Source organism: Phenylobacterium sp. J426 (genome assembly GCF_024699945.1).
Lineage (GTDB): Bacteria > Pseudomonadota > Alphaproteobacteria > Caulobacterales > Caulobacteraceae > Phenylobacterium.
Genome location: NZ_JAJOMY010000001.1, coordinates 1,366,871 through 1,386,232, shown reverse-complemented (window position 1 = coordinate 1,386,232; position 19,362 = coordinate 1,366,871). Strand labels below are relative to the sequence as shown.

Genomic DNA, 19,362 nt, shown 5'->3' with positions numbered 1-19,362 from the left:
CTACCTGGTCTTACGCGTTCATCACCTGGCCAAGCACGCGGGCGGTGTAGTCCACCAACGGGATGACCCGGGCATAGTTCAACCGGGCGGGGCCGATCACGCCGATCGCGCCCACCACCCGCTGCGACCCCGTCATATAGGGCGCCGCGATCACGGCGGAACCGGAAAGCGAGAACAGCCGCGTTTCGGCGCCGATGAAGATGCGCACGCCCTCGCCGTCGCGGACGCCGTCCAGCAGCTGGATCAGCTGTTCCTTCTGCTCGAGGTCCTCGAACAGCGAGCGGACCCGCTCGAGGTCCTCGATGGCCTCGGCGTCCTCCAGCAGATTGGCCCGTCCGCGGACGATGAGGGCGCGTTCGTCGTCCTCGCCGCCGCCCCAGGCCGCCAGGCCGTCCTCCACCAGGCGCGCTGCGGTGTCGTCCAGCTCGCGGCGGGCGCGGTCGAGCTCGGCCCGCAGGTCGACCTTGGCCTCGGCGAGGGTGCGGCCGCGCAGGCGGGCGTTCAGGAAGTTGGACGCCTCCTGCAGCGCCGAGGGCGTGACGCCCATCGGCCGGCGGATCAGCCGGTTCTCCACCGTGCCGTCGTCGAAGACCATGATCGCCAGGGTGCGCTCGCCCGACAGCGGCACGAACTCGACGTGGGTGACGCCCGCGTCGCGGACCGGGGTGACGACCACGCCCGCGCCGCCCGCCAGTCCGGACAGGATCTTCGAGGCCTCGTTCAGGGCGTCCTGGTAGTTGCCGCCATGGGCCATCAGGCGGGCCTCGATGTTGCGGCGCTCCTGCTCGGCGACGTCGCCGACCTCCAGCAGCCCGTCGACGAACAGGCGCAGGCCCGCGTGCGTCGGCAGTCGCCCGGCGCTGACGTGCGGCGCGCCCAGCAGGCCGAGCTGGGTCAGGTCCTGCATGGTGTTGCGGATCGAGGCGGGCGAGAGCGGCAGGCCGCCCTTGGAGAGCGTGCGGGAGCCGACGGGCTCGCCGGTCTCGAGATAGCTCTCGACGATGCGCCGGAAGATCTCGCGGGCGCGCTGGTCCAGTTCGGTCAGGGTCGGCCCGCGGGCGAGGAACGGATGTGTCACGTGGCCAATGGGGTCTTGGTCGCGATGCGGGTTGCGGCGCCCATGGACGGCGCCTCTCAGGTTTAGGATAAGCGCGACCTCCGTCGGCGCAAGGCGCCGAAGCCCTTCCGGAAGTTCCCAGACCCATGCGCCCGTCCGAACGCACCCCCGACCTGCTCCGCCCCGTGACGCTGGAGACCGCCGTCACCCGCTACGCCGAGGGCTCGTGCCTGGTCAGCTTCGGCCACACCAAGGTGCTGGTGACGGCCAGCCTGGAGGAGGGCGTCCCGGGCTTCCTGCGCGGCAAGGGCCAGGGCTGGGTGACGGCCGAGTACGGCATGCTGCCGCGAGCGACGCACACGCGGGGCCGGCGCGAGGCCGCGGCCGGCAAGCAGTCGGGGCGAACGCAGGAGATCCAGCGGCTGATCGGGCGGTCGCTGCGGGCGGTCACCGACCTCAAGGCGCTGGGCGAGCGGCAGATCACCGTCGACTGCGACGTGCTGCAGGCCGACGGCGGCACGCGGACGGCCTCGATCACCGGCGCCTGGGTGGCGCTGCGGCTGGCGACGAAATACCTGCTGGACGAGGGCGTGATCGCGGCCGACCCGATCCTGGACCAGGTGGCGGCGATCTCGTGCGGCGTGTTCGCCGGCACGCCGGTGCTGGACCTGGACTACGAGGAGGACTCCAACGCCGAGGCCGACGCCAACTTCGTGCTGACCGGCAATGGCGACATCGTCGAGGTGCAGGCCACCGGCGAGAAGCGCGGCTTCTCCCAGGCCGAGTTCGACGCGCTGTTCAGCCTCGCGCGCAAGGGCATCGGCGAGCTCTGCGAGCTGCAGCGGCAGGCGGTGGGGGGCTAGCCCTCAGGATCTTCGTCGAGGGGATCGTCGGGGCCGGCCTCGTAGACCAGCAGGTCGCCGGGCTGGCAGTCGAGCTCGCGGCACAGCGCGGCCAGGGTGGAGAAGCGCACGGCGCGGGCCTTGCCGGTCTTGAGGATCGACAGGTTGGCGATGGTCACGCCGACGCGGTCGGCGAGCTCGGTCAGCGACATGCGCCGGTCGAGCAGGACGCGGTCGAGATTGACGCGGATCGGCATGTCAGATGGTCAGCTCGGCTTCGCGGCGCAGGCGCGCGCCCTCGCGGAAGACCTCGGCCAGGACGAAGACGACCAGGACCGAGAACCAGGCGGTGAGGCTGAAGTTGGGCTCCACGTCGGTGACGCCCGGCAGCACCCAGGCGCCGATCGCCCACAGGGCGTAGCGGCCCAGTTCGAGGGCGGCCAGGATCAGGCCGATCAGGCGCAGGCGCGCGACATTGTCGGGATGGAAGGGATCGCCCGCGGTGAGCGTGGCGAAGATGCGCCGCAGGCAGCCCACGATCACCAGGACGCCGGCGCAGTAGACGGCGAAGGCGGCAAGGCCGACGGCCAGCACCGGGCCGCGGCGGAGGACTTCGCCCGCCTCGGAATTGACGGTCACGTCGGCGAGCAGGTCGGGATTGAAGCTCAGCAGCACGGCGGCGACCGTGATCAGGGCGACGATGCACAGCAGCACCCAGAGCGCGCCGAACACGACGTCCAGGATGATCTTCAGGAAGCTCGAAACCGAGCCCGGACCCAAGGCGCGCATGATGCTGGTCGACCCCGCTAGCGTCTCGTCTTGACCCGCCCGGCCGGCGTGCAGCCACGCGGCGGCCCGGACGGGTCTGACGAACTTCATGCGTCGAACCTAGATTTGCGCGGCGGCGATAGCCAGCATCGGCACGGCGCCCAGGACCAGCGCGAAGCTCATGGCGGCGCGGTCGACGAAGGACATGACGTTGGCGAACATTTTTCTGTCTCCTTGATGTTGATGCTGCGCTGCAGCATCGGGGCTGGGTGGATACGCTTACTTGTTGTGTTTATCGATACGCCCGCATCGTTTTTCGATCACGTGAATTGGGCGTAATCTGATTAAACTTTCGCAATGCAGCACGACGGGCGCGCGCTATGGTCCGCCGCCCGTAAAGATGGAGTTAAGCGATGGCCCTGCGCCTGGAGCCCGGCAGCCGCCTGGTGGTCGCCACCCACAACCCCGGCAAGGCCCGCGAACTGGCCGAGATCCTGGAGGGCCGCTTCGAGCTCGTGGCCGCGGGAGAGCTCGGCCTGCCCGAGCCCGACGAGACGGAGAGCACCTTCGTCGGCAATGCGCTGCTCAAGGCCCGGCACGCGGCGGAGGCGACGGGGCTGGTGGCCATCGCCGATGACAGCGGCCTGTCCGTCGCGGCGCTGGACGGCGCCCCCGGCATCTACTCCGCGCGCTGGGCGGGGCCCGGCAAGGACTTCGCAGTTGCGATGAAGAAGGTCGAGGACCGGCTGGAGGAGGCCGGCGCCGAGGACTTCTCGGCATGGTTCACGTCCGCCCTGGCGGTGGCCTGGCCCGGCGGTCCGGCCGTGGTGGTCGAGGGCCGGATCGACGGGACGCTGACCTTCCCGCCGCGCGGCGACCGGGGCTTCGGCTATGATCCGATCTTCGTGCCGGAAGGTCTCAACAAGACCTTCGGCGAGCTCGAGCCCGCAGTGAAGGACGGCATGAGCCATCGCGCGCGGGCGTTCGAGAAACTCAAGGCCGCCCTGTTGTGACGACCCCTCCGCCCCAAGGGATCCCCTTGGGCGTCTACGTCCACTGGCCCTACTGCGCGCGCATCTGCCCCTATTGCGACTTCAACGTCTTCAGGGCCCGGGGCCGCGAGGCCGAGGCGCAGGACCTCGCCCGCGCCATTGTGCGGGACCTGGAGCATCAGCGGACGCTGACCGGTCCGCGCGAGCTGGTGTCGATCTTCTTCGGCGGAGGCACGCCCTCGCTCATGGCGCCTGAGTGGGCGGGCGAGATCGTCGAGACCGCAAAGCGGCTCTGGACGCCCGCGGCGGATCTGGAGGTGTCGCTGGAAGCCAATCCCACCGACGTCGAAGCGGGCCGCTTCCAGGGGTTCCGCGACGCGGGCGTGAGCCGGCTGTCGCTGGGCCTGCAGTCGCTGGACGACGCGGCGCTGAAGCTGCTCGGCCGCAACCATGGGGCGGCCGAAGGTCGCCGGGCCGCAGAGACGGCGGCGCGCCTCTTCCCGCGGCTGTCGGTCGATCTGATCTACGCCCGGCCGGGCCAGACACCCAAGGCCTGGGCCGACGAGCTGCGGGCGGCGGTCGCCCTCGGCGCGGAGCACATTTCGCCGTACCAGCTGACCATCGAGGCCGGGACCGCGTTCGATCGCGCGGTGCGCCGCGGCCTGCTGGTCCCGCCGGCCGAGGAGCCGGCCGCCGAGCTCTATGAAACGACGCAGGCGGTCCTCGAGGCCAAGGGGTTCGAGGCCTATGAGGTCTCCAACCACGCCAAGGGGACCGCGGCGCGCTCGCGGCACAACCTCGTCTACTGGCGGGGCCATGACTACGTCGGCGCGGGCCCCGGCGCGCACGGCCGGATCACCACCGCCGCCGGACGGCTGGCGACGACCGCCGCCGACCGCCCGGCCGACTACATCGCGGGCCGGTCGGAACGCGAGCCGCTGACCGCGCAGGACGTTGCGGAGGAGCGGCTGCTGGGCGGGCTGCGGGTGGCGGACGGCGTGCCGTTCGCCGAGGTGGCGGCCCTGGACCTGCGGCCCGACAGCCCGGTCGTCCGTCGGTTGGTCGAGCTGGAGCTGCTGGCCGACGATCCGGACCGCCTTCGGGCGACGGCGGCCGGGCGGCGGGTGCTGGACAGCCTGACGACGGCGCTGGCGACCGAGGCCTAGTCCCGCACGTACACGCGCACCCAGTCGACCCACAGGGTGGCCGGCAGGGCCTGCTCGTCGACGCCGCCCCGTCCGGCGCCTTCCGGCCATTTGCCGCCGACGGCGAGGTTGAGGATCAGGTGGAAGGGCTGGTCGAAGGGCGGGCGGGTGGGCTCGCGGTGGTACGGCGCGCCGTCGAGCAGCCAGACGAGCTCGGTCGGCGTCCAGTCCAGGGCATAGATGTGGAAGGCGTCCTTGTCCGGGAGCGGCGCCCGCGCCGCCCCGCTGGCGGACGCTACGGGCGGAGCGGCCGTGGTGCAGCGCGCCGTGCACCGCGTCCCGACAGCTCTCGCAAGCGACGCCGAGGTTCACCGCCTCGGCGATGTCGATCTCGCCGGACAGCGGGTAGGGGCCGTAAGCGTCGTGCTCGGGCAGCATCCAGATCGCGGGCCAGATCCCCTGGCCGCCGGGCAGCTTCGCGCGGACCTCGACCCGGCCGTACCGGAACGCCGCCTTGCCACGGGTGTGCACACGGGCGGAGGCGTAGGGCAGCGACCGCGAGCCGCCGCCGCCCAGCCGGGCAGGCCAGGCTGGGCCCGTCGTCCGATCACGGGTGGCCGTGAGGCGCAGCAGGCCGTGCTGGACCGCCAGGTTCGCAGGTCGGTCCACGTAGCACTGCCGCTCGTGGTTGCCGCCACCCCAGCAGTCCACGTCGGCGGACCACCTGGCGCGGTCGAGGACGGGCCCCTCGAACTCGTCCGACCAGACGAGGCGCGGCTCCGAGGCCAGCGCGGGCGCGGCCAGCAGGCTGAACAGCAGGAGGAGACGCGTCAGGGTCACGGCCGGGGCCTAGCATGCACATCCCGGCGCGGGGATGCGGCTTGCGTTCTCAGGCCGGAGCGGCGAAGCCTCGGACCATGGCCCGCGCCCTACCCCCCGCCCGCGCTCGACGACGCCCCGCTCGCGCCGGGCCTCTACGTCGTGGCGACGCCGATCGGCAACCTGCGGGACATCACCCTGCGGGCGCTGGACGTGCTGGCCCAGGCCGACCTGGTGCTGGCCGAGGACACCCGTGTCTCCGCCAAGCTGCTGCAGGCGTTCGGGCTGTCGGCGAAGCTGGAGCGATGCGACGAGCATGGCGAGGCCCGGGCCACCCCGCGGGCGCTGGCGGTGCTGGCCGACGGAGGGCGCGTGGCGCTGGTGTCGGACGCCGGGACGCCGCTCGTCTCTGACCCCGGCTACCGCGTGGTGCGCGAGGCGGCGGAGGCGGGCTTCCCGGTGATCCCGATCCCCGGCGCCTCGGCCCTGCTGGCCGGGCTCGCCGCCTCGGGGCTGCCGACCGACCGGTTCCTGTTCGTGGGCTTCCCGCCGGCCAAGTCGGCGGCGCGCAGGACCTTCCTGGCCGAGATCGCCGGCGTGCGCGCCACCCTGGTGTTCTTCGAGGGCGGGTCGCGGCTCGCCGACAGCCTGGCGGACATGGCCGACGTGCTGGGCGGAACGCGGGAGGCGGTGGTCTGCCGCGAGCTGACCAAGCTCTACGAGACCATCGTCCGCGGACCGCTGGCGGCGCTCGCCGCCGACCCGCAGTTTGAGGCGCCGCGCGGCGAGCTGGTGGTGCTGGTCGGACCGGGCCGCGAGGTCCAGGCGACCGCCGCCGATGCGGACGCGGCGCTGACCGAGGCGCTGGGCCGCCTGAAACCCGCCGACGCTGCGGCCGAGGTGGCCAAGGCGCTGGGACTGCCGCGGCGCGAATTGTACCGCCGGGCGCTGGAGCTCAAGCGGTGATCGCCCCGCCGCCCTCCCGCGCTGCGGCGCGGACCGCTCGCGGGGCGGCCGCCCGGCTGTCGGGCCGACGCGGCGAGGTCGTCGCGGCGCTGTGGCTGATGCTGCGCGGCTACCGCATCCTGGGCTTCCGGCTGAAGACGCCGCAAGGCGAGATCGACCTGCTGGCCGTGCGAGGCCGCGTGCTGGCGGTCGTGGAGGTGAAGCGGCGCGGGAACCTCGCCGCGGCGCTCGACGCTGTCAGCTCGGACCAGCGCGATCGCCTGCGGCGCGCCGGCGCCAACCTGGCGGCCAAGCGGCCGGGGCTGAAGGGTGCGTCCGTTCGCCTCGACCTCGTGGCCCTCGCGCCCGGGCGGCTTCCTATGCATATTCCGGACGCCTGGAAGGGCGCCTGAGGACGGGATTCCCAGTTTAAGAGACGGATGGATCGCGAAGAGGCCGAGACGATCCTGCTGGAGGCAGGCGCCGCCCCCGAGGGCGAGTTCCCGTTGCTGGAGGCGGCGATCGCCTGCGCGATGCACGAGGACCCGACCCGCGATCCGGGCGTGGCGCGCGACATGGCTCAGGCCGGCGTCCAGCGGCTCAGCGAGCGGCTGAAGCGGGAAAGCGCCGAGGAGGCCCTGGCCGAGACCATGGCCGGCGACCTGCGCCTGACCGGCGACCTGTTCGCCACCGAGGGGCTCGGCAACGCCGACATCATCACCGTGGCGGAGACCCGCCGCGGCCTGGCGGTGACGCTGGGCATCTACTACCTGCACGCCGCCCGCCGCTGCGGCCTGACCGTGCAGGGCGTCGACTTCCCCGGGCACTTCCTGTTGCGCATCGAGACCGAGGAGGGTCCGCTGGCGCTCGACCCGTTCTCGGAGGGCCGGGTCGTCCTGCCGTCCGAGCTGACCCGCCGGGCGCTGCACGCGGGGCTGACGCCCAACGTCGCCGACCGGCTGGACCGGTTGATGGCGCCGGTCAGCGACCGTGCGGTGCTGATGCGGCTGCAGAACATCATCTTCGCCCGGGCAAGCGCAGTGCGCGACTATCCGCGGGCGGAACGGGCGGCGCTGCGCCGCGCCCTGCTGGATCCGGCCGATCACCGGCCGTGGCTGGACGTCGCCGCGGCGCGCGAAGGTCAGGGCGCGCTGACGGGGGCGCTGGAGGCTCTGCAGCGGGCGAGCTCGATCGACGGCGGTGCGGCCCTGGCGGCCCGCGCCCAGCGCGAGCGCGTGAGGCTGCGCCTGAACTAGGCAGGCGGCCGCCTTGCCCCCGACAGTCTCGAATGGGCCCCATCTCGCCACGCCAGGTTGCGGCGCTTGCGGCGAAGCTTGGGCCCGACCATCCTGACCCGCGATTCGTGAGACGGGGCGCGGCAACGGCGGATGGTCTTCAGCTCCGTCATCTTCATCTTCTATTTCCTGCCCCTGTTCCTGCTCGGCTACTACCTGAGCGGCTGGCGGACGGGCGCTCTGCTGGCGGGCAGCGCCGTCTTCTACACCTGGGGCGAAGGCCCCTACGTCTTCCTGCTGCTGGCCCTGATCGGGCTGAACTATGCGGGCGCGCGCTCGCTGGACGGCCTCGCCGACCCGACGCGCCGACGGCTGGCGCTCGGCGCGCTGATCGCAATCGATCTCTCGGTGCTGGGCTGGTTCAAGTACGCGGGCTTCTTCGCCGCCAACCTGAATGCGCTGCTGCCCGGCGACCCGCTGCCGGCCATAGACCCACGCCTGCCGCTGGGCATCAGCTTCTTCACCTTCCAGCTGATCAGCTACCTTTTTCGACGTGCACCGCCGCCAGGTGACCGTGGAGCGCGACCTCACCCGCTTCGCGGCCTACATCCTGATGTTCCCGCACCTGATCGCGGGGCCGATCGTCCGCTTCGCCCATATCCGCGACGAGCTGCACGCCGACCGCCGCCGGACGGGCCGGATCGGCCTGGGCATCCAGTACTTCATCGTCGGCCTGTGCCAGAAGGTGCTGATCGCCAATTCGGTGGCGCCTTTGGCCGACCACGCCTTCGGACTCGCCCCCCCGGCTCGCTCGACGTGGGCACGGCCTGGCTGGGCATGCTGGCCTACACCCTGCAGATCTACTTCGACTTCTGCGGCTATTCGAACATGGCCATCGGCCTGGCCTTCATGCTGGGCTTCACCTTTCCGAAGAACTTCGACTACCCGTACATGGCCCGGTCGGTGACCGAGTTCTGGCGGCGCTGGCATATCTCCTTGTCGTCGTGGTTCCGCGACTACGTCTACATCCCGCTCGGCGGCAACCGCGGCGGGGCCTGGAAGACGGTGCGCAACCTGCTGGTCGTCTTCCTGCTCACCGGCTTCTGGCACGGGGCGGCCTGGAACTTCGTCGTCTGGGGCCTGTTCCACGGCGGCTTCCTGCTGATCGAGCGCTTCGGCCTGGGCCGCGTGCTGGAGCGACTGCCCCGCGCAATGGCGACGGCCTACACGCTGCTGGCGGTGATGGCCGGCTGGGTGCTGTTCCGCGACGAGAGCCTGACGGAGGCGCTGCGCTACTGGGGCGCCCTCGTCGATCCGGCCGGCGTCCGGGCCCTGCCGGTCGCGACCCAGGTGGTGCTGGACAATCAGGTCCTGGCGGCGCTGGCCCTGGGATGCGTGTTCGCCTATCCGGTCCTGCCCTGGGCGATGTCGCGGCTGAACGCGCCAAGGCTGCCGCCCTCGCCGACCCTCGAGGCGCGCCTCGACACCCAGGCCGTCCATGTGCTGGCGACGCCGGTGCTGATCGCGGGGCTGGTGCTTTCGGTGGCCTATCTGGCGGGATCCAGCCTCAACCCCTTCCTCTATTTCCGGTTCTGACGTGGACCCGCTGCGCAGACACTGGGCGGGGCTGATCGGGGCGAGCGTGCTGGTGCTCGCCGCCGCCCATGCGGCGCCCGCGGTTCGTCCGCGCCCCTGACCTGGACGAGAACCGCACCCTGGCGCAGGCGCCGGTCCTGCCGCGCACGCCGGCGGGGCTGGAGGCCTTCCGCACGGCCGCCGACGCCTGGGTGGCCGACCGGTTCCCGGCGCGGCCGCACCTGATCGGCGCCCTGAACCTGGCCAAGATGAAGCTCGGCGTGTCGGGATCGCCGCGGGTGATCGTCGGCCGCGACGGCTGGCTGTTCTACGACGACACCACCCATCTGGGCCCGGCGCGAGGCCTGCCCCCGCTGACCGACGCCGAGGCGCGCGCTTGGCTGGCGGGGCTGGCGGGACGCACCGAGGCCCTGGCGGCGCAGGGCGTGCCGTACGTGGTGATCTCGCCGCCCGACAAGGAGCTGGTCTACCCGCAGCACGGCCCCCGCTGGTACCGCGGCCCCGATCCGAACCGGCCCACGGCCATGCTGGCCAGACTGGCCCAGGCGTCGGGCGCCGGCACGGTGCTGCGCCTGGAGGCGGCCATGGCGCAGCCGGCCCGCTGGGGCCTGCGGCTGTACGAGCCGAACGACACCCACTGGACGGGCCTGGGCGCCTATGTCGGCTATGCGGAGCTGATGCGCGAGCTGCAGCGGCGCGGCGTCAGCCCCGAGGGCCCCCGTCCGCTGGAGAGCTTCACCGAGGTGCGGCGGGGTGATCCGAACAAGCCCCGGAACCTGGCCTTGATGCTGGGCGTCGCGAGCTGGGTCCCCATCGACTATCCCGAGCTGGAGGATCCCCGGGCGCAGGCGCAGATCCGCACCACGTGGCTGACCGGGCGCCAGGACTGGACCGCGCCCCACGTCATCGACACCGGCCAGGCCGGCAGGCCGGTTCTGCTGATGACGATGGACTCGTTCTCCAACGCCTTGCTGCCGTTCCTCTATCCGCACTTCAGCCGGATCGTGCTGGCGCACAACCAGGACGGAGCCTGGCGGCCGGACCTGATCGAGCGGTTCCGGCCCGACGCCGTGGTGCTGGAGGTGGTGGAGAACGGCCTCGACACCTCGCTCAGCCCCGCGCCGCCGGCCTCGCCGCAGGCGCTCGAACGGATCGAACGGGCGGTGGCCAATCGCGACGCGCTGCGGGTTCAGGCGCCGCTGCCGCCGGGGCGCCATCTGCAGGGCACGGACCGCAACGACCGTCTGGTCGGCACGGCGGCCGGCGAAGCGATCGACGGGCGGCCGGGCGACGACACCCTGCTGGGCGGCGACGGACCCGACATCCTCCGCGGGGGCCGCGGCCGCGACGTGCTGGACGGCGGGCCAGGGGACGACTGGCTGAACGGCGGGCGGGAGGACGACATCCTCACCGGGGGACCGGGGGCCGACGTGTTCAACAGTTTCGCGGGCGCGGGGGTGGACCGGGTGACCGACTTCCGCGCCGAGGAGGGCGACACGGTGCGGATCGACACCGGTGTGGCGTTCACCGTCCGCCAGGCGGGCGCGGACACGGTGGTGGAAATGGCCGGCGCGCGGCTGATCCTGACCGGCGTGGACGCCGCGAGCCTGCCCGAGGACGCCATCGCCAACCGCTGAGCGGCTGGCGCTCGCCGGCCGGACCGCCTATCTCGGAACGACCTGAGCCGCAGCGGGGAAACGCATGTCTCTGAAGGTCGCCGTCCAGATGGATCCCATCGAGGGCGTGAACATCGAGGGCGACACCACCTTCCTGATGATGGAGACGGCGCAGGCGCGGGGCCATTCGCTGTTCGTCTACACCACGGACAAGCTGGCGATGGAGGACGGCCGGGTGTTCGCCCGCGGGCGGGACGTGCGGGTGCAGCGCACGGTCGGCGACCACGCCGCGCTCGGACCCTGGCGCAAGGTCGAGCTGACGGAATTCGACGTGGTGCTGCTGCGGCAGGATCCGCCGTTCGACATGCACTACATCGACACCACCTTCTTCCTGGAGGCGATCCACCCGCAGGTGCTGGTGGTGAACGACCCCCGGGAGGTGCGCAACGCACCCGAGAAGCTGTTCGTCACCAGGTTCCCGGGCCTGCAGCCGCCGACCCTGATCACCCAGGACCGCGACGCGATCTACGACTTCCGCGCCCGCCACGGCGACATCGTCATGAAGCCGCTGAACGGCAGGGGCGGCTCGGGCGTGACCCGCCACCTGGCCGACGATCCGAATATCGACGCCATGCTGGAGCTGCACGCCCAGATCGGCCGCGAGCCGGTGATCGTGCAGAAGTTCCTGCCGTCGGTGACGAAGGGCGACAAGCGGATCCTGATCGTCGACGGCGAGCCGGTGGGCGCGATCAACCGGGTGCCGGAGAAGGGCCAAATCCGCTCCAACCTGGCGGTCGGCGGCAAGGCCCAGCCCGTGGAGCTGACGGCGCGGGACCGGGAGATCTGCGCGACCATCGGGCCGGAGCTGAAGGCGCGCGGCCTGATCTTCGTCGGCATCGACGTGATCGGCGACTACCTCACCGAGATCAACGTCACCTCACCCACCGGCGCGGTCGCGCTGAAGCGGTTCACCGGGGTGGACGCATCGGACGTGATGTGGGGGCGCATCGAGGCGCTGCGGCGGGGATGAGGACTTGGCGGCGGACGTTCCGCGCGCTCCTCAAAAGGCAGTCCTAAGCCACAGACATCTCTGACTTTCTCTGAAAGTTCCGCTTATGTTCTTGATCCGGGCCGGGCTTCATGCTGTGGTTTGTGGATAAGTCTGGCTTGACCACAACAGGTTGGGATCGGGATGGCGGCGCGCGTCGTGACTCTGGCGTTCTCGGGTGTCGAGGCGGTGCGCGTCGACGTGCAGGTGCAGTTCACCTCGGGCGAGGCGAAGTTCTTCCTGGTCGGCATGGGGGACAAGGCCGTCTCCGAGAGCCGCGAACGGGTGCGGGCGGCGTTCTCCGGCCTCGGCCTGGCCCTGCCCGCCCGCCGCATCATCGCCAACCTGGCGCCGGCCGACCTGCCGAAGGAGGGCAGCCACTACGACCTGCCGATCGCGCTGGCCATCATGGCCGGCATGGGCGTGATCCCGCCGGACGCGCTGGACGGCTGGGCGGCGGTGGGCGAGCTGGCGCTGGACGGACGCATCACGCCGGTGGCGGGGGCCCTGCCGGCGGCGGTGGCGGCGGGCGCGCTGGGGCTGGGCCTGATCTGCCCCGAGGCCTGCGGGCCCGAGGCGGCCTGGGCGGGCGATACCCGCGTGCTGGCCGCGCCGTCGCTGATCGCGCTGGTGAACCACTTCCGCGGGACGCAGATGCTGGCCGCGCCCAGGCCGGGCGTCATGCTGGACGACGATCGCGGTCCCGACCTGCGTGACGTGAAGGGCCAGGAGAACGCCAAGCGGGCGTTGGAGATCGCCGCAGCCGGCGGGCACAACCTGCTGTTCTCGGGGCCGCCCGGCTCGGGCAAGTCGATGATGGCGGCCCGTCTTCCCGGCCTCCTGCCGCCGCTGACCAGCGAGGAGCTGCTCGAGACCTCGATGGTGCATTCGGTGGCCGGCCTGATCGCCAAGGGCCAGCTCACCCGCGCCCGGCCGTTCCGCAATCCGCACCATTCGGCCAGCATGGCGGCGCTGACCGGCGGCGGGCTGAAGGCCAAGCCCGGCGAGGTCAGCCTGGCCCACAACGGGGTGCTGTTCCTGGACGAGCTGCCCGAGTTCGGCGGTATTATGTAGCAAACACACCAAGACCGCGACCAACGTCACCGGATATAATGGCATTGCTCATCGGATGAGGTGACGGCCCTCCCTGTCTCGAACAGGGGCCTCCGGGTGAACCGGCGCTCTTCCGCCTGAGCTAAGAGCCGTCGCCCGGAGCATAGCATGGATCGCCCCAACACCGTCTCCGGCCTCCGCGAGAAGCACAGCGAGATAGCCGGCCAGATCGAGCACACCCGCGCCGTCCTGGCCCGGCTGGTGGCCGATCTGGAGGCCGTAGAGCACACGATCAGGCTGTTCGATCCCGACGCGGAGCTACCTCGCGCCAAGCCCGTTCCGAGCCCGCACGCAGCCTTCAAGGGCGAGATGCGCCGGGACGTGATGGCCGCGCTGAGAACTTGCGGAGAGCCCGCAACTTCCTTGTGGCTGGCCCGCAAGATTCTTGCGGGTCGGGGCCTGCCTGACGACGCCAAGACGGTCACCCTGTTCCGCAAACGCGTCGGCGCGGCGCTCTACAAGCTGCGGGCGAAGGGGTGGGTTGAGGAAGTCCCGCAGGCTGGGGAGTACAAGGGGTGGGTTCTCACCACCTAGTGAAATAAAGATATTCAGATATCTAGAAGTATCCTGCGACATTTACCTGCGACATCTTAGGGGGCGCCGAGATCGTCGAGCGGCGCCGTAGTTTGTCGAGTTGCAGGCTGTTCAGACGAAAAAAGCCGCAGGGATGGGGGTCCCTACGGCTGAATCTTTTGGTGGCCTCCTGCAAATCCGTCGAACCGGAGGCGCAGGAGATGGATCACTTGCAGGGGCACCCTCGGCGCCTCTGATCTGTTTGTCAAGCTTCCGGTTCACTTAGCGCGGCGATGCCGCAGAAAGTGAACTAACGTGTCTTTGACCTTCGAGAACCTTGATAACGAAACCCGCCGCCTCATGGTCGCGGAGATCATGGCCGACATTGATGAGGGGAAGAGCGACCCCGCCCGCGGCCTCTACATCAGCAACTACCTCAATGAGCGCGGCGCCCTCGTCTGGCCCGATCTCCTCCTGGAAGCCGCCCGCAGCGGTAATGACGACAGCCTTTCAGGCCAGCTCGCCATCCAAGGGTGCTTCCAGGCGCAGGTGGAGCGTCGAAAGCCGAGCGGCGGCTATACGTTCGCCCGCGTGCCCGTGACCGCGCCTCAGACCCTCGCTGAGAGCCAGTTCAACATGTACTACATGCGAGCGCTGGCGCTCCGCGCGCTAGAGATCGGCGCCGGCCTGATTGTCTATCGAGCCAAGTGGGTCGAGAATCCGCGTTCGTCTTCCGAGCAGATGATCGGCACGACCCTGGACCCGGCAGAGGTGCTGTCGGAGCTGCGGGCCACGCGGGGCGTGAACCCGCCGTCGCACATTCCGCTGCCGAATACCGGCCTGACGGTTCGACTAGGACCGGCTAAGTCGGCTGTCGGCGTCCGAGTGGTAGGCGAATAGCCGGTCGTCCGGCTCCATCTCGTACAATTCGGCCCCGTCCGAGATAGCAATGCCGTAGCGCTCAGACACCTCGGTAAGAGCGGCAAGAAATGCCGTGAGGTTGTCGGGCTCGCGGTGCTCGGGCGGGGTCGTAGTACTGACGAGTCGTAGGTGCGGGACCATGGCGGTTCCTCTAAGGAACCGGGGGCGCGTCCGGTTCCGCCATGGTCAAGCAGGAACGGCGCCAAAAGGCGCCGTGACACAGTGACTCACCCCCGCTGCCAGTAGCCCTTCCACTGGCGGCTGACCGGGTGGGCCAGCGCTGAGCTGGTGGCCAGCAGGAACTGCTCGCCGTTGCTGATCCGGCGGTTGTCCTCGCGCCACGCCATTTCCGAGGCGTAGGCGCCCAGGTAGCGGCCGGCGATGTGGTGGTGCGTACCGACCTCGGCGCGACGCAGGCGCGAGAAGAAGCTCTCAGCCATGTTCGTGCAGGCTTCCGGGGTGCTGTAGGCCTCGCTGTGGTTGATCCGCTTCGTCAGGTAGCGGGCTTCCAGGTGATCCCAGTGACCGGCTTCATCCGCGTGCAGGGTGGCGCCCGGCTCGACGTTGCCGAGGACGAACGGAACACCTTCGGCTTCGGTCTTGGCGACGTGCGTCAGCGTCTCGCCGTCGCGCTCGCGGGCGACCACGACCACCTGACGCTTGCCCGACTGGTGAACCTTGCGGCGACGGTCGGCGCGGTCCTCGCGGCGGTTGGCGGGCTTCACGTAGCCGCCGAAGTAGGCGCCATCGACTTCCACCGTGCCTTCCAGCTTGGAGGCGCGTTGTTCCGCGGCCAGGGCCTCCCTGATCTTGTGCGAGAGCACGAAGGCCGTCTTGTACTGGCAGTCCAGATCGCGGGAGAGCTGGAGGGCGCTGTGGCCCTTGGCGCCGTTCACGAAGATCGCGATCGCGGCCAGGATGTCCCGCAGATCCATCTTGCGGCTGGCGAAGATGGTCCCGCTCGTGACGCTGAACTGCGAGCCGCAGCCCTTGCACTTGAAGATGCGGCGGGCGGTGTAGGTGTAGCACTCGAAGCAGCCGCACCTGGGGCAGACCGCATCGCCTTGGGTGTCAGCCCAGCGGATCGACCGGAAGGCGTCGAACGCCTGGTCTTCCGTCATGCGCATCACCTTCGCCAGGGAGAGGCTGCGAGCGGCGGCGGAGAGGAGGAAGTGCTGGGCCATTTGTCATCAAATCCGATGCGTCTGCATCTGATCTAGTGACACGATGTATCGTTGTCAATGGCCTTCGCATCGGATATGATGATAAACATGACTGATGCGACGACACGCGATTGGGTCGCCCACACCAAGGGCCTGCTGCGCGGCGAGATGGTGAAGCGCCAGATCAGCTACGCCGGTCTGGTGGAGAAGCTTGCGGCCATCGGTATCAAGGAAACCGAGGCGAACCTCCGCAACAAGATCAGCCGAGGCGGCTTTACGGGAGCGTTCCTCGTTCAGTGTCTTGTCGCGATGGGAGTGACGACTCTTCGTCTTGAAGACTAGCCAGCTTGCTATCGAGCCCTTCGCGCGTGGCGACGAACTTCAGGCGGGTCGGCGGCGTGCTCATCGAGCGCACCTCTAGCTCAACGATATGGTTCGGCATCACGTGCGGCGCATGTTCAGCCCTCAGCCACCGGCCGTCGCGCTCGTAGTAGGAGACGAACGACAGGCGCGGATCGTCCGTCTCTAGATCGGTCCAATACAGGGGGTGGCTAAGCTCCTCCCGCGGACGGAGGGCGAAGACGCCGCTAGCTGGCACCCACGGCATTTGGGTCAAGAAGTTCGCGACCTCGCCCGCTGGCGCGCTGCGCGTCCAAACCTGACAGTCCAACAGCGGCTCGTCGCTGAGGTTCTTCACCGTCACCTCAAAGCCGATCCTGATCGGACTGAGGAGACCTTTTCGGCCTTCGACTTGCTTCTCTGACCAAGCGTAGTTCACTCGCGGTGAGGGTTCCACGCGCAGCCTGGAGTGGGTGGTGGCTGTGGCGAGGCTAAGCTCCCGCGTCAGATGCCGGACCTGTCGGCGCTCATCCTTCCAGAGCCGATAGGGCGCCGTGATTGCGAAGAACGCCACCTTCAGCGTGCCCCAGACCATCACGGCGGCCACGCCGTAGAGGAGGAAGCTTGAAGCCTCCTCCTTCACAGCGGCGCTGCCGGAGAGGGAAAATTGAAGAAGGGAGCCGATCCCGAAGACGGGGATCGTCTGCCACCAATCCTTGGAGAAGGACGCGACGGCGTCGTCTGACGCACGCCGAAGCCACAAGTCCAGATAGCCCCCCACCCATGGGCGCATCATGGCCGGACTCCGGCGCATGGTGAAGCTGCATCGGTTTCGATGATACTCGCCGCTCCATCTGGCGGCGGTCGCACCTTCCTTGGTGCGTTTGCTACATAATACCGGAGTTCGGCGCCCAGGCGCTGGACAGCCTGCGCCAGCCGCTGGAGACGGGCGAGATGGTGGTGGCCCGGGCCAACGCCCATGTGCGCTATCCGGCGCGGTTCCAGCTGGTGGCGGCGATGAACCCCTGCCGCTGCGGGGCCGGCGGCCCCGGCCGGGGCGCCTGCGGACGGGCGCCGCGCTGCCAGACCGACTACCAGGGCCGGATCTCGGGCCCGCTGATGGACCGCATCGACCTGCAGGTGGAGGTCCCGCCGGTGACCGCCGCCGACCTCGCCCTGCCGCCGCCCTCCGAAGGCACGGCCGAGGCGGCCGCCCGCGTGGCCCGGGCCCGCGGCCTGCAGGGCGAGCGCGGCGGGCTGAATTCTCGCGCGGAGGGCGACGCGCTGCAGGCCGCCGCGGCGCTCGACGAGTCCGCGTCGGCCCTCCTGGCCCGGGCCGCGGAGGCCGGCGGCCTTTCGGCCCGCGGCTGGACCCGGACGCTCAGGCTGGCCCGCACCATCGCCGACCTGGAAGGGTCGGACGCGGTGCGCCGCGTCCACGTCGCCGAGGCGCTGATCTACCGCCGGGTCGCGCCGGCGGGGGCCGGATCGCCGGCCTGGGCGTAGCGTGGCGCGGTCCAGGCGCCGTAGCCGATCGCGAACGCCAGCAGGTAACCCCAGATGATCTCGGCGGTGATGTAGGCCCAGCCGGTCACGCTGGGATCGGCGCTGCGGGCGAGGTGCGTGACGACCGCCAGGAGGTGAAACCCCGCGGCGAAGATTGGCCAGTACCGCTCACTCCGAAGCGCGATCCAGGCCAGGAGCGCCAGCAAGGCGACGTCGATCAGGAGGATGCCCCATTCGACCTGGTGGCCTTGATAGCGATAGGCGACCATCGTCAACGCCCAGCCTGCGAGAAGCCCGCCGGCGGCAAGTCGCTCCTCGTTGCGCCCCCGCAGAGCGGCGACGGCGCAGACGGCCATTACCGTGCTTGGCCAGACGAAAGGCGGGAGCTGAAACGACAAGAGTGGGCCCTCGGCGCGACGCCAGGGGCCCACAATGCCAATAGTCCGGAAGAAGGGAAACGCGTTAGGCGGCGGCGACGGTGCGCAGGCGGCGACCGCCGGTCCGCTCGTAGCCGACGACAGGGGCGGGTTTCTCGCCCGGTTCGCCGACCATGACCGCCCCCAGTCCGACCTGGCTCTGGGCGACGCTGAGTTCCTTGTGGGTCTCGACGATGGCGCGGCGCGCCTCGGCGAGGGCCATGATCGCCTGGCTGGCGCGTTCGACGGCGTCCTGGCCGATGAGGGCCGAGGCGCCGGCCATGGTGCGCAGGCTGGGCATCACGCCGGTGAGATGAGCGGTCTTGGCCAGGGCGGCGTCGATCGCGGCTTCGGCTTCGAACAGAGCGCCGGCGATCTGCTCGGCGGCCATACGACGTTGCTTGAGCATGAGCTCTCTCCATCGCGCCACGATCCGTGGCGCGCCTAAGGTTTCACAAAACAGGGTTTCGGCGCCGTTCAGGCGTTGGGTTAAGAGGCGGCCAGGCCTTGCAGGGCGTGGAGCCCGGCGAGCACCCCGCCGAACGCGAGGGCCGTCAGGATGGCCACGCCGACGATGGCGCCCAGCCGCGCGACAGGGCCTAGCTCATTGACGCCAAGTCCTGGTCGGTGTCCGGCCGGAAGTTCTCGTCCAGGAGAACCCAGGTCAGACAGAGGATTTCCCGCAGCACCATTTCCGGCGGCTTGAACGGCGCCAGCTTCCGCGTCGCGGAAACCAGGTGCCGGGCCATGTCCGCCTGGGCGGGCGTCGCCGACAGGTCGACGAGTTGCCGCTCCAGCTGGGTCCAGGAAAAGCCCGGAAGCGCTTCCTCCCGGTTCACCAGAGCCGGCCAGCGCGCCTCGAAGTCGTCGATCTCCCGACGCAGGCGGAGCGCCCGTCCGATCACCGCGCGATTGTCGAAGTTCTGCCAGTCGCCCATGGGGTCCCCCGTTGGTTGCAGGGGTATCCAGCCAGGGCGCCTCGGGATTGTCTGTCCTGATCGCGTCCTGTCCTGATCCGGTCAGGACAGGGTTAACGTCGAGCTGCCGGACGAGGCGGGCGGCCTCATAGCGGTCGGGCACGCCGAGCTTGCGCCGGGCGCGGTCGCAGTAGGTGTCCACCGACGTCTTGGACATGCCGAGTTCGCGGGCGATCTGCTTGGAACTCAAATGCTGGTCGACCAGCCGCAGGCATTCGCGCTCGCGCTGGGTGAGCAGCTCGGCCGGATGGTTGGCAGTGTCGTTCCGCATCGACATGACCCCCACAGTAAACGACGGCTTTGGCGTTCCGTCTACTTTAGCGCGAGGCGTTGGCGCAGATCGCGTCGACG

21 protein-coding genes and 4 pseudogenes are annotated in these 19,362 nt (G+C 70.1%); 14 read left to right on the top strand and 11 right to left on the bottom strand.

What is annotated here, in order from left to right:
- Positions 1 to 10 precede the first annotated feature (10 nt).
- Positions 11 to 1,078 (bottom strand): heat-inducible transcriptional repressor HrcA, encoded by a 1,068-nt coding sequence (hrcA, locus tag LRS10_RS07275; protein ID WP_257836665.1) that lies wholly within the window; start codon positions 1,076 to 1,078, stop codon positions 11 to 13.
- 125 nt (positions 1,079 to 1,203) lie between these two features.
- Here hrcA and rph point away from each other — a divergent pair, with 125 nt between their 5' ends.
- A complete protein-coding gene (rph, locus tag LRS10_RS07270; protein WP_257836664.1) occupies positions 1,204 to 1,920 on the top strand; it encodes a ribonuclease PH in 717 nt (238 codons plus the stop codon).
- Here rph and LRS10_RS07265 read toward each other — a convergent pair.
- Together LRS10_RS07265 and LRS10_RS07260 are read right to left on the bottom strand one after the other, a co-directional pair.
- A complete protein-coding gene (locus LRS10_RS07265) occupies positions 1,917 to 2,156 on the bottom strand; it encodes a helix-turn-helix transcriptional regulator (RefSeq protein WP_257836663.1) in 240 nt (79 codons plus the stop codon). The two genes, rph and LRS10_RS07265, sit on opposite strands and share 4 nt — an antisense overlap.
- 1 nt (position 2,157) lies before the next feature.
- On the bottom strand, positions 2,158 to 2,688 hold the full coding sequence (locus LRS10_RS07260; protein ID WP_257839103.1) for a DUF2975 domain-containing protein: 531 nt from the start codon (positions 2,686 to 2,688) through the stop codon (positions 2,158 to 2,160).
- 392 nt (positions 2,689 to 3,080) lie between these two features.
- Here LRS10_RS07260 and rdgB point away from each other — a divergent pair, with 392 nt between their 5' ends.
- On the top strand, positions 3,081 to 3,680 hold the full coding sequence (rdgB, locus tag LRS10_RS07255) for an RdgB/HAM1 family non-canonical purine NTP pyrophosphatase (protein WP_257836662.1): 600 nt from the start codon (positions 3,081 to 3,083) through the stop codon (positions 3,678 to 3,680).
- Between the two features lie 26 nt (positions 3,681 to 3,706).
- Positions 3,707 to 4,825: a radical SAM family heme chaperone HemW gene (gene hemW / locus LRS10_RS07250; RefSeq protein ID WP_374569623.1), complete on the top strand. Its 1,119-nt coding sequence runs from the start codon at positions 3,707 to 3,709 to the stop codon at positions 4,823 to 4,825.
- Here hemW and LRS10_RS07245 read toward each other — a convergent pair.
- Positions 4,822 to 5,007: a hypothetical protein gene (locus LRS10_RS07245; protein ID WP_257839101.1), complete on the bottom strand. Its 186-nt coding sequence runs from the start codon at positions 5,005 to 5,007 to the stop codon at positions 4,822 to 4,824. The two genes, hemW and LRS10_RS07245, sit on opposite strands and share 4 nt — an antisense overlap.
- Before the next feature lie 226 nt (positions 5,008 to 5,233).
- Positions 5,234 to 5,473, bottom strand: a pseudogene (locus LRS10_RS07240) (family 16 glycosylhydrolase); the annotation flags it as partial.
- Between the two features lie 312 nt (positions 5,474 to 5,785).
- Between LRS10_RS07240 and rsmI the strand changes: the two are divergent.
- The 9 genes and pseudogenes from rsmI (at position 5,786) to LRS10_RS07195 (ending at position 14,589) form a co-directional block, all read left to right on the top strand.
- The gene (gene rsmI, locus LRS10_RS07235) at positions 5,786 to 6,589 is read left to right on the top strand and encodes a 16S rRNA (cytidine(1402)-2'-O)-methyltransferase (protein WP_257836661.1); all 804 of its coding nucleotides are present in this window, start codon (positions 5,786 to 5,788) and stop codon (positions 6,587 to 6,589) included.
- Complete coding sequence (locus LRS10_RS07230) at positions 6,589 to 6,981, top strand: YraN family protein (RefSeq protein ID WP_257839100.1); 393 nt, start codon at positions 6,589 to 6,591, stop codon at positions 6,979 to 6,981. The genes rsmI and LRS10_RS07230 overlap by 1 nt, the downstream gene beginning before the upstream one ends.
- 27 nt (positions 6,982 to 7,008) lie before the next feature.
- Positions 7,009 to 7,824 (top strand): transglutaminase family protein, encoded by an 816-nt coding sequence (locus LRS10_RS07225; RefSeq protein ID WP_257836660.1) that lies wholly within the window; start codon positions 7,009 to 7,011, stop codon positions 7,822 to 7,824.
- Between the two features lie 132 nt (positions 7,825 to 7,956).
- A complete protein-coding gene (locus LRS10_RS07220; protein ID WP_257836659.1) occupies positions 7,957 to 9,399 on the top strand; it encodes an MBOAT family protein in 1,443 nt (480 codons plus the stop codon).
- Between the two features lie 68 nt (positions 9,400 to 9,467).
- On the top strand, positions 9,468 to 11,036 hold the full coding sequence (locus LRS10_RS07215; protein ID WP_257836658.1) for a hypothetical protein: 1,569 nt from the start codon (positions 9,468 to 9,470) through the stop codon (positions 11,034 to 11,036).
- A gap of 64 nt (positions 11,037 to 11,100) precedes the next feature.
- Positions 11,101 to 12,045 carry a glutathione synthase gene (gene gshB / locus LRS10_RS07210; protein ID WP_257836657.1) on the top strand — a complete coding sequence of 315 codons (945 nt, stop codon included), beginning with the start codon at positions 11,101 to 11,103 and terminating at the stop codon, positions 12,043 to 12,045.
- Between the two features lie 162 nt (positions 12,046 to 12,207).
- Positions 12,208 to 13,125, top strand: a pseudogene (locus LRS10_RS07205) (YifB family Mg chelatase-like AAA ATPase); the annotation flags it as partial.
- A 159-nt stretch (positions 13,126 to 13,284) separates the two neighbouring features.
- Positions 13,285 to 13,710, top strand: a complete 426-nt coding sequence (locus tag LRS10_RS07200; RefSeq protein ID WP_257836656.1) for a hypothetical protein — start codon at positions 13,285 to 13,287, stop codon at positions 13,708 to 13,710.
- Positions 13,711 to 14,064: 354 nt separating this feature from the next.
- On the top strand, positions 14,065 to 14,589 hold the full coding sequence (locus tag LRS10_RS07195; RefSeq protein WP_257836655.1) for a hypothetical protein: 525 nt from the start codon (positions 14,065 to 14,067) through the stop codon (positions 14,587 to 14,589).
- 248 nt (positions 14,590 to 14,837) lie between these two features.
- On the opposite strand, the gene LRS10_RS07190 is transcribed toward LRS10_RS07195, so the two are convergent.
- Positions 14,838 to 15,794 carry an IS1595 family transposase gene (locus tag LRS10_RS07190; RefSeq protein WP_257836654.1) on the bottom strand — a complete coding sequence of 319 codons (957 nt, stop codon included), beginning with the start codon at positions 15,792 to 15,794 and terminating at the stop codon, positions 14,838 to 14,840.
- A gap of 57 nt (positions 15,795 to 15,851) precedes the next feature.
- Between LRS10_RS07190 and LRS10_RS07185 the strand changes: the two genes are divergently transcribed.
- Positions 15,852 to 16,115 (top strand): DUF6471 domain-containing protein, encoded by a 264-nt coding sequence (locus LRS10_RS07185; RefSeq protein ID WP_257836653.1) that lies wholly within the window; start codon positions 15,852 to 15,854, stop codon positions 16,113 to 16,115.
- On the opposite strand, the gene LRS10_RS07180 is transcribed toward LRS10_RS07185, so the two are convergent.
- On the bottom strand, positions 16,048 to 16,893 hold the full coding sequence (locus tag LRS10_RS07180; protein WP_257836652.1) for a hypothetical protein: 846 nt from the start codon (positions 16,891 to 16,893) through the stop codon (positions 16,048 to 16,050). The two genes, LRS10_RS07185 and LRS10_RS07180, sit on opposite strands and share 68 nt — an antisense overlap.
- Before the next feature lie 113 nt (positions 16,894 to 17,006).
- Here LRS10_RS07180 and LRS10_RS07175 point away from each other — a divergent pair.
- Positions 17,007 to 17,618 (top strand): annotated as a pseudogene (locus LRS10_RS07175) (ATP-binding protein); the annotation flags it as partial.
- On the opposite strand, the gene LRS10_RS07170 reads toward LRS10_RS07175, so the two are convergent.
- The 4 genes and pseudogenes from LRS10_RS07170 to LRS10_RS25005 all read right to left on the bottom strand — a co-directional run.
- Positions 17,570 to 17,974: a hypothetical protein gene (locus LRS10_RS07170; RefSeq protein WP_257836651.1), complete on the bottom strand. Its 405-nt coding sequence runs from the start codon at positions 17,972 to 17,974 to the stop codon at positions 17,570 to 17,572. The pseudogene LRS10_RS07175 and the gene LRS10_RS07170 sit on opposite strands and share 49 nt — an antisense overlap.
- A gap of 106 nt (positions 17,975 to 18,080) precedes the next feature.
- On the bottom strand, positions 18,081 to 18,443 hold the full coding sequence (locus LRS10_RS07165; RefSeq protein WP_257836650.1) for a hypothetical protein: 363 nt from the start codon (positions 18,441 to 18,443) through the stop codon (positions 18,081 to 18,083).
- 190 nt (positions 18,444 to 18,633) lie between these two features.
- Positions 18,634 to 18,972: a hypothetical protein gene (locus LRS10_RS07160; protein WP_257836649.1), complete on the bottom strand. Its 339-nt coding sequence runs from the start codon at positions 18,970 to 18,972 to the stop codon at positions 18,634 to 18,636.
- Between the two features lie 124 nt (positions 18,973 to 19,096).
- Positions 19,097 to 19,282: pseudogene (locus tag LRS10_RS25005) on the bottom strand (response regulator transcription factor); the annotation flags it as partial.
- Between the last annotated feature and the right edge of the window lie 80 nt (positions 19,283 to 19,362).

Bases quoted from the DNA above. Each gene is read 5' to 3' on its own strand.
- rph (WP_257836664.1), top strand. From the start codon at position 1,204: ATGCGCCCGTCCGAACGCACCCCCGACCTGCTCCGCCCCGTGACGCTG.
- LRS10_RS07265 (WP_257836663.1), bottom strand. From the start codon at position 2,156: ATGCCGATCCGCGTCAATCTCGACCGCGTCCTGCTCGACCGGCGCATG.
- LRS10_RS07260 (WP_257839103.1), bottom strand. From the start codon at position 2,688: ATGCGCGCCTTGGGTCCGGGCTCGGTTTCGAGCTTCCTGAAGATCATC.
- rdgB (WP_257836662.1), top strand. From the start codon at position 3,081: ATGGCCCTGCGCCTGGAGCCCGGCAGCCGCCTGGTGGTCGCCACCCAC.
- LRS10_RS07225 (WP_257836660.1), top strand. From the start codon at position 7,009: ATGGATCGCGAAGAGGCCGAGACGATCCTGCTGGAGGCAGGCGCCGCC.
- LRS10_RS07220 (WP_257836659.1), top strand. From the start codon at position 7,957: ATGGTCTTCAGCTCCGTCATCTTCATCTTCTATTTCCTGCCCCTGTTC.
- LRS10_RS07215 (WP_257836658.1), top strand. From the start codon at position 9,468: ATGCGGCGCCCGCGGTTCGTCCGCGCCCCTGACCTGGACGAGAACCGC.
- gshB (WP_257836657.1), top strand. From the start codon at position 11,101: ATGTCTCTGAAGGTCGCCGTCCAGATGGATCCCATCGAGGGCGTGAAC.
- LRS10_RS07200 (WP_257836656.1), top strand. From the start codon at position 13,285: ATGGATCGCCCCAACACCGTCTCCGGCCTCCGCGAGAAGCACAGCGAG.
- LRS10_RS07195 (WP_257836655.1), top strand. From the start codon at position 14,065: ATGGCCGACATTGATGAGGGGAAGAGCGACCCCGCCCGCGGCCTCTAC.
- LRS10_RS07190 (WP_257836654.1), bottom strand. From the start codon at position 15,794: ATGGCCCAGCACTTCCTCCTCTCCGCCGCCGCTCGCAGCCTCTCCCTG.
- LRS10_RS07185 (WP_257836653.1), top strand. From the start codon at position 15,852: ATGGCCTTCGCATCGGATATGATGATAAACATGACTGATGCGACGACA.
- LRS10_RS07170 (WP_257836651.1), bottom strand. From the start codon at position 17,974: ATGGCCGTCTGCGCCGTCGCCGCTCTGCGGGGGCGCAACGAGGAGCGA.
- LRS10_RS07165 (WP_257836650.1), bottom strand. From the start codon at position 18,443: ATGCTCAAGCAACGTCGTATGGCCGCCGAGCAGATCGCCGGCGCTCTG.
- LRS10_RS07160 (WP_257836649.1), bottom strand. From the start codon at position 18,972: ATGGGCGACTGGCAGAACTTCGACAATCGCGCGGTGATCGGACGGGCG.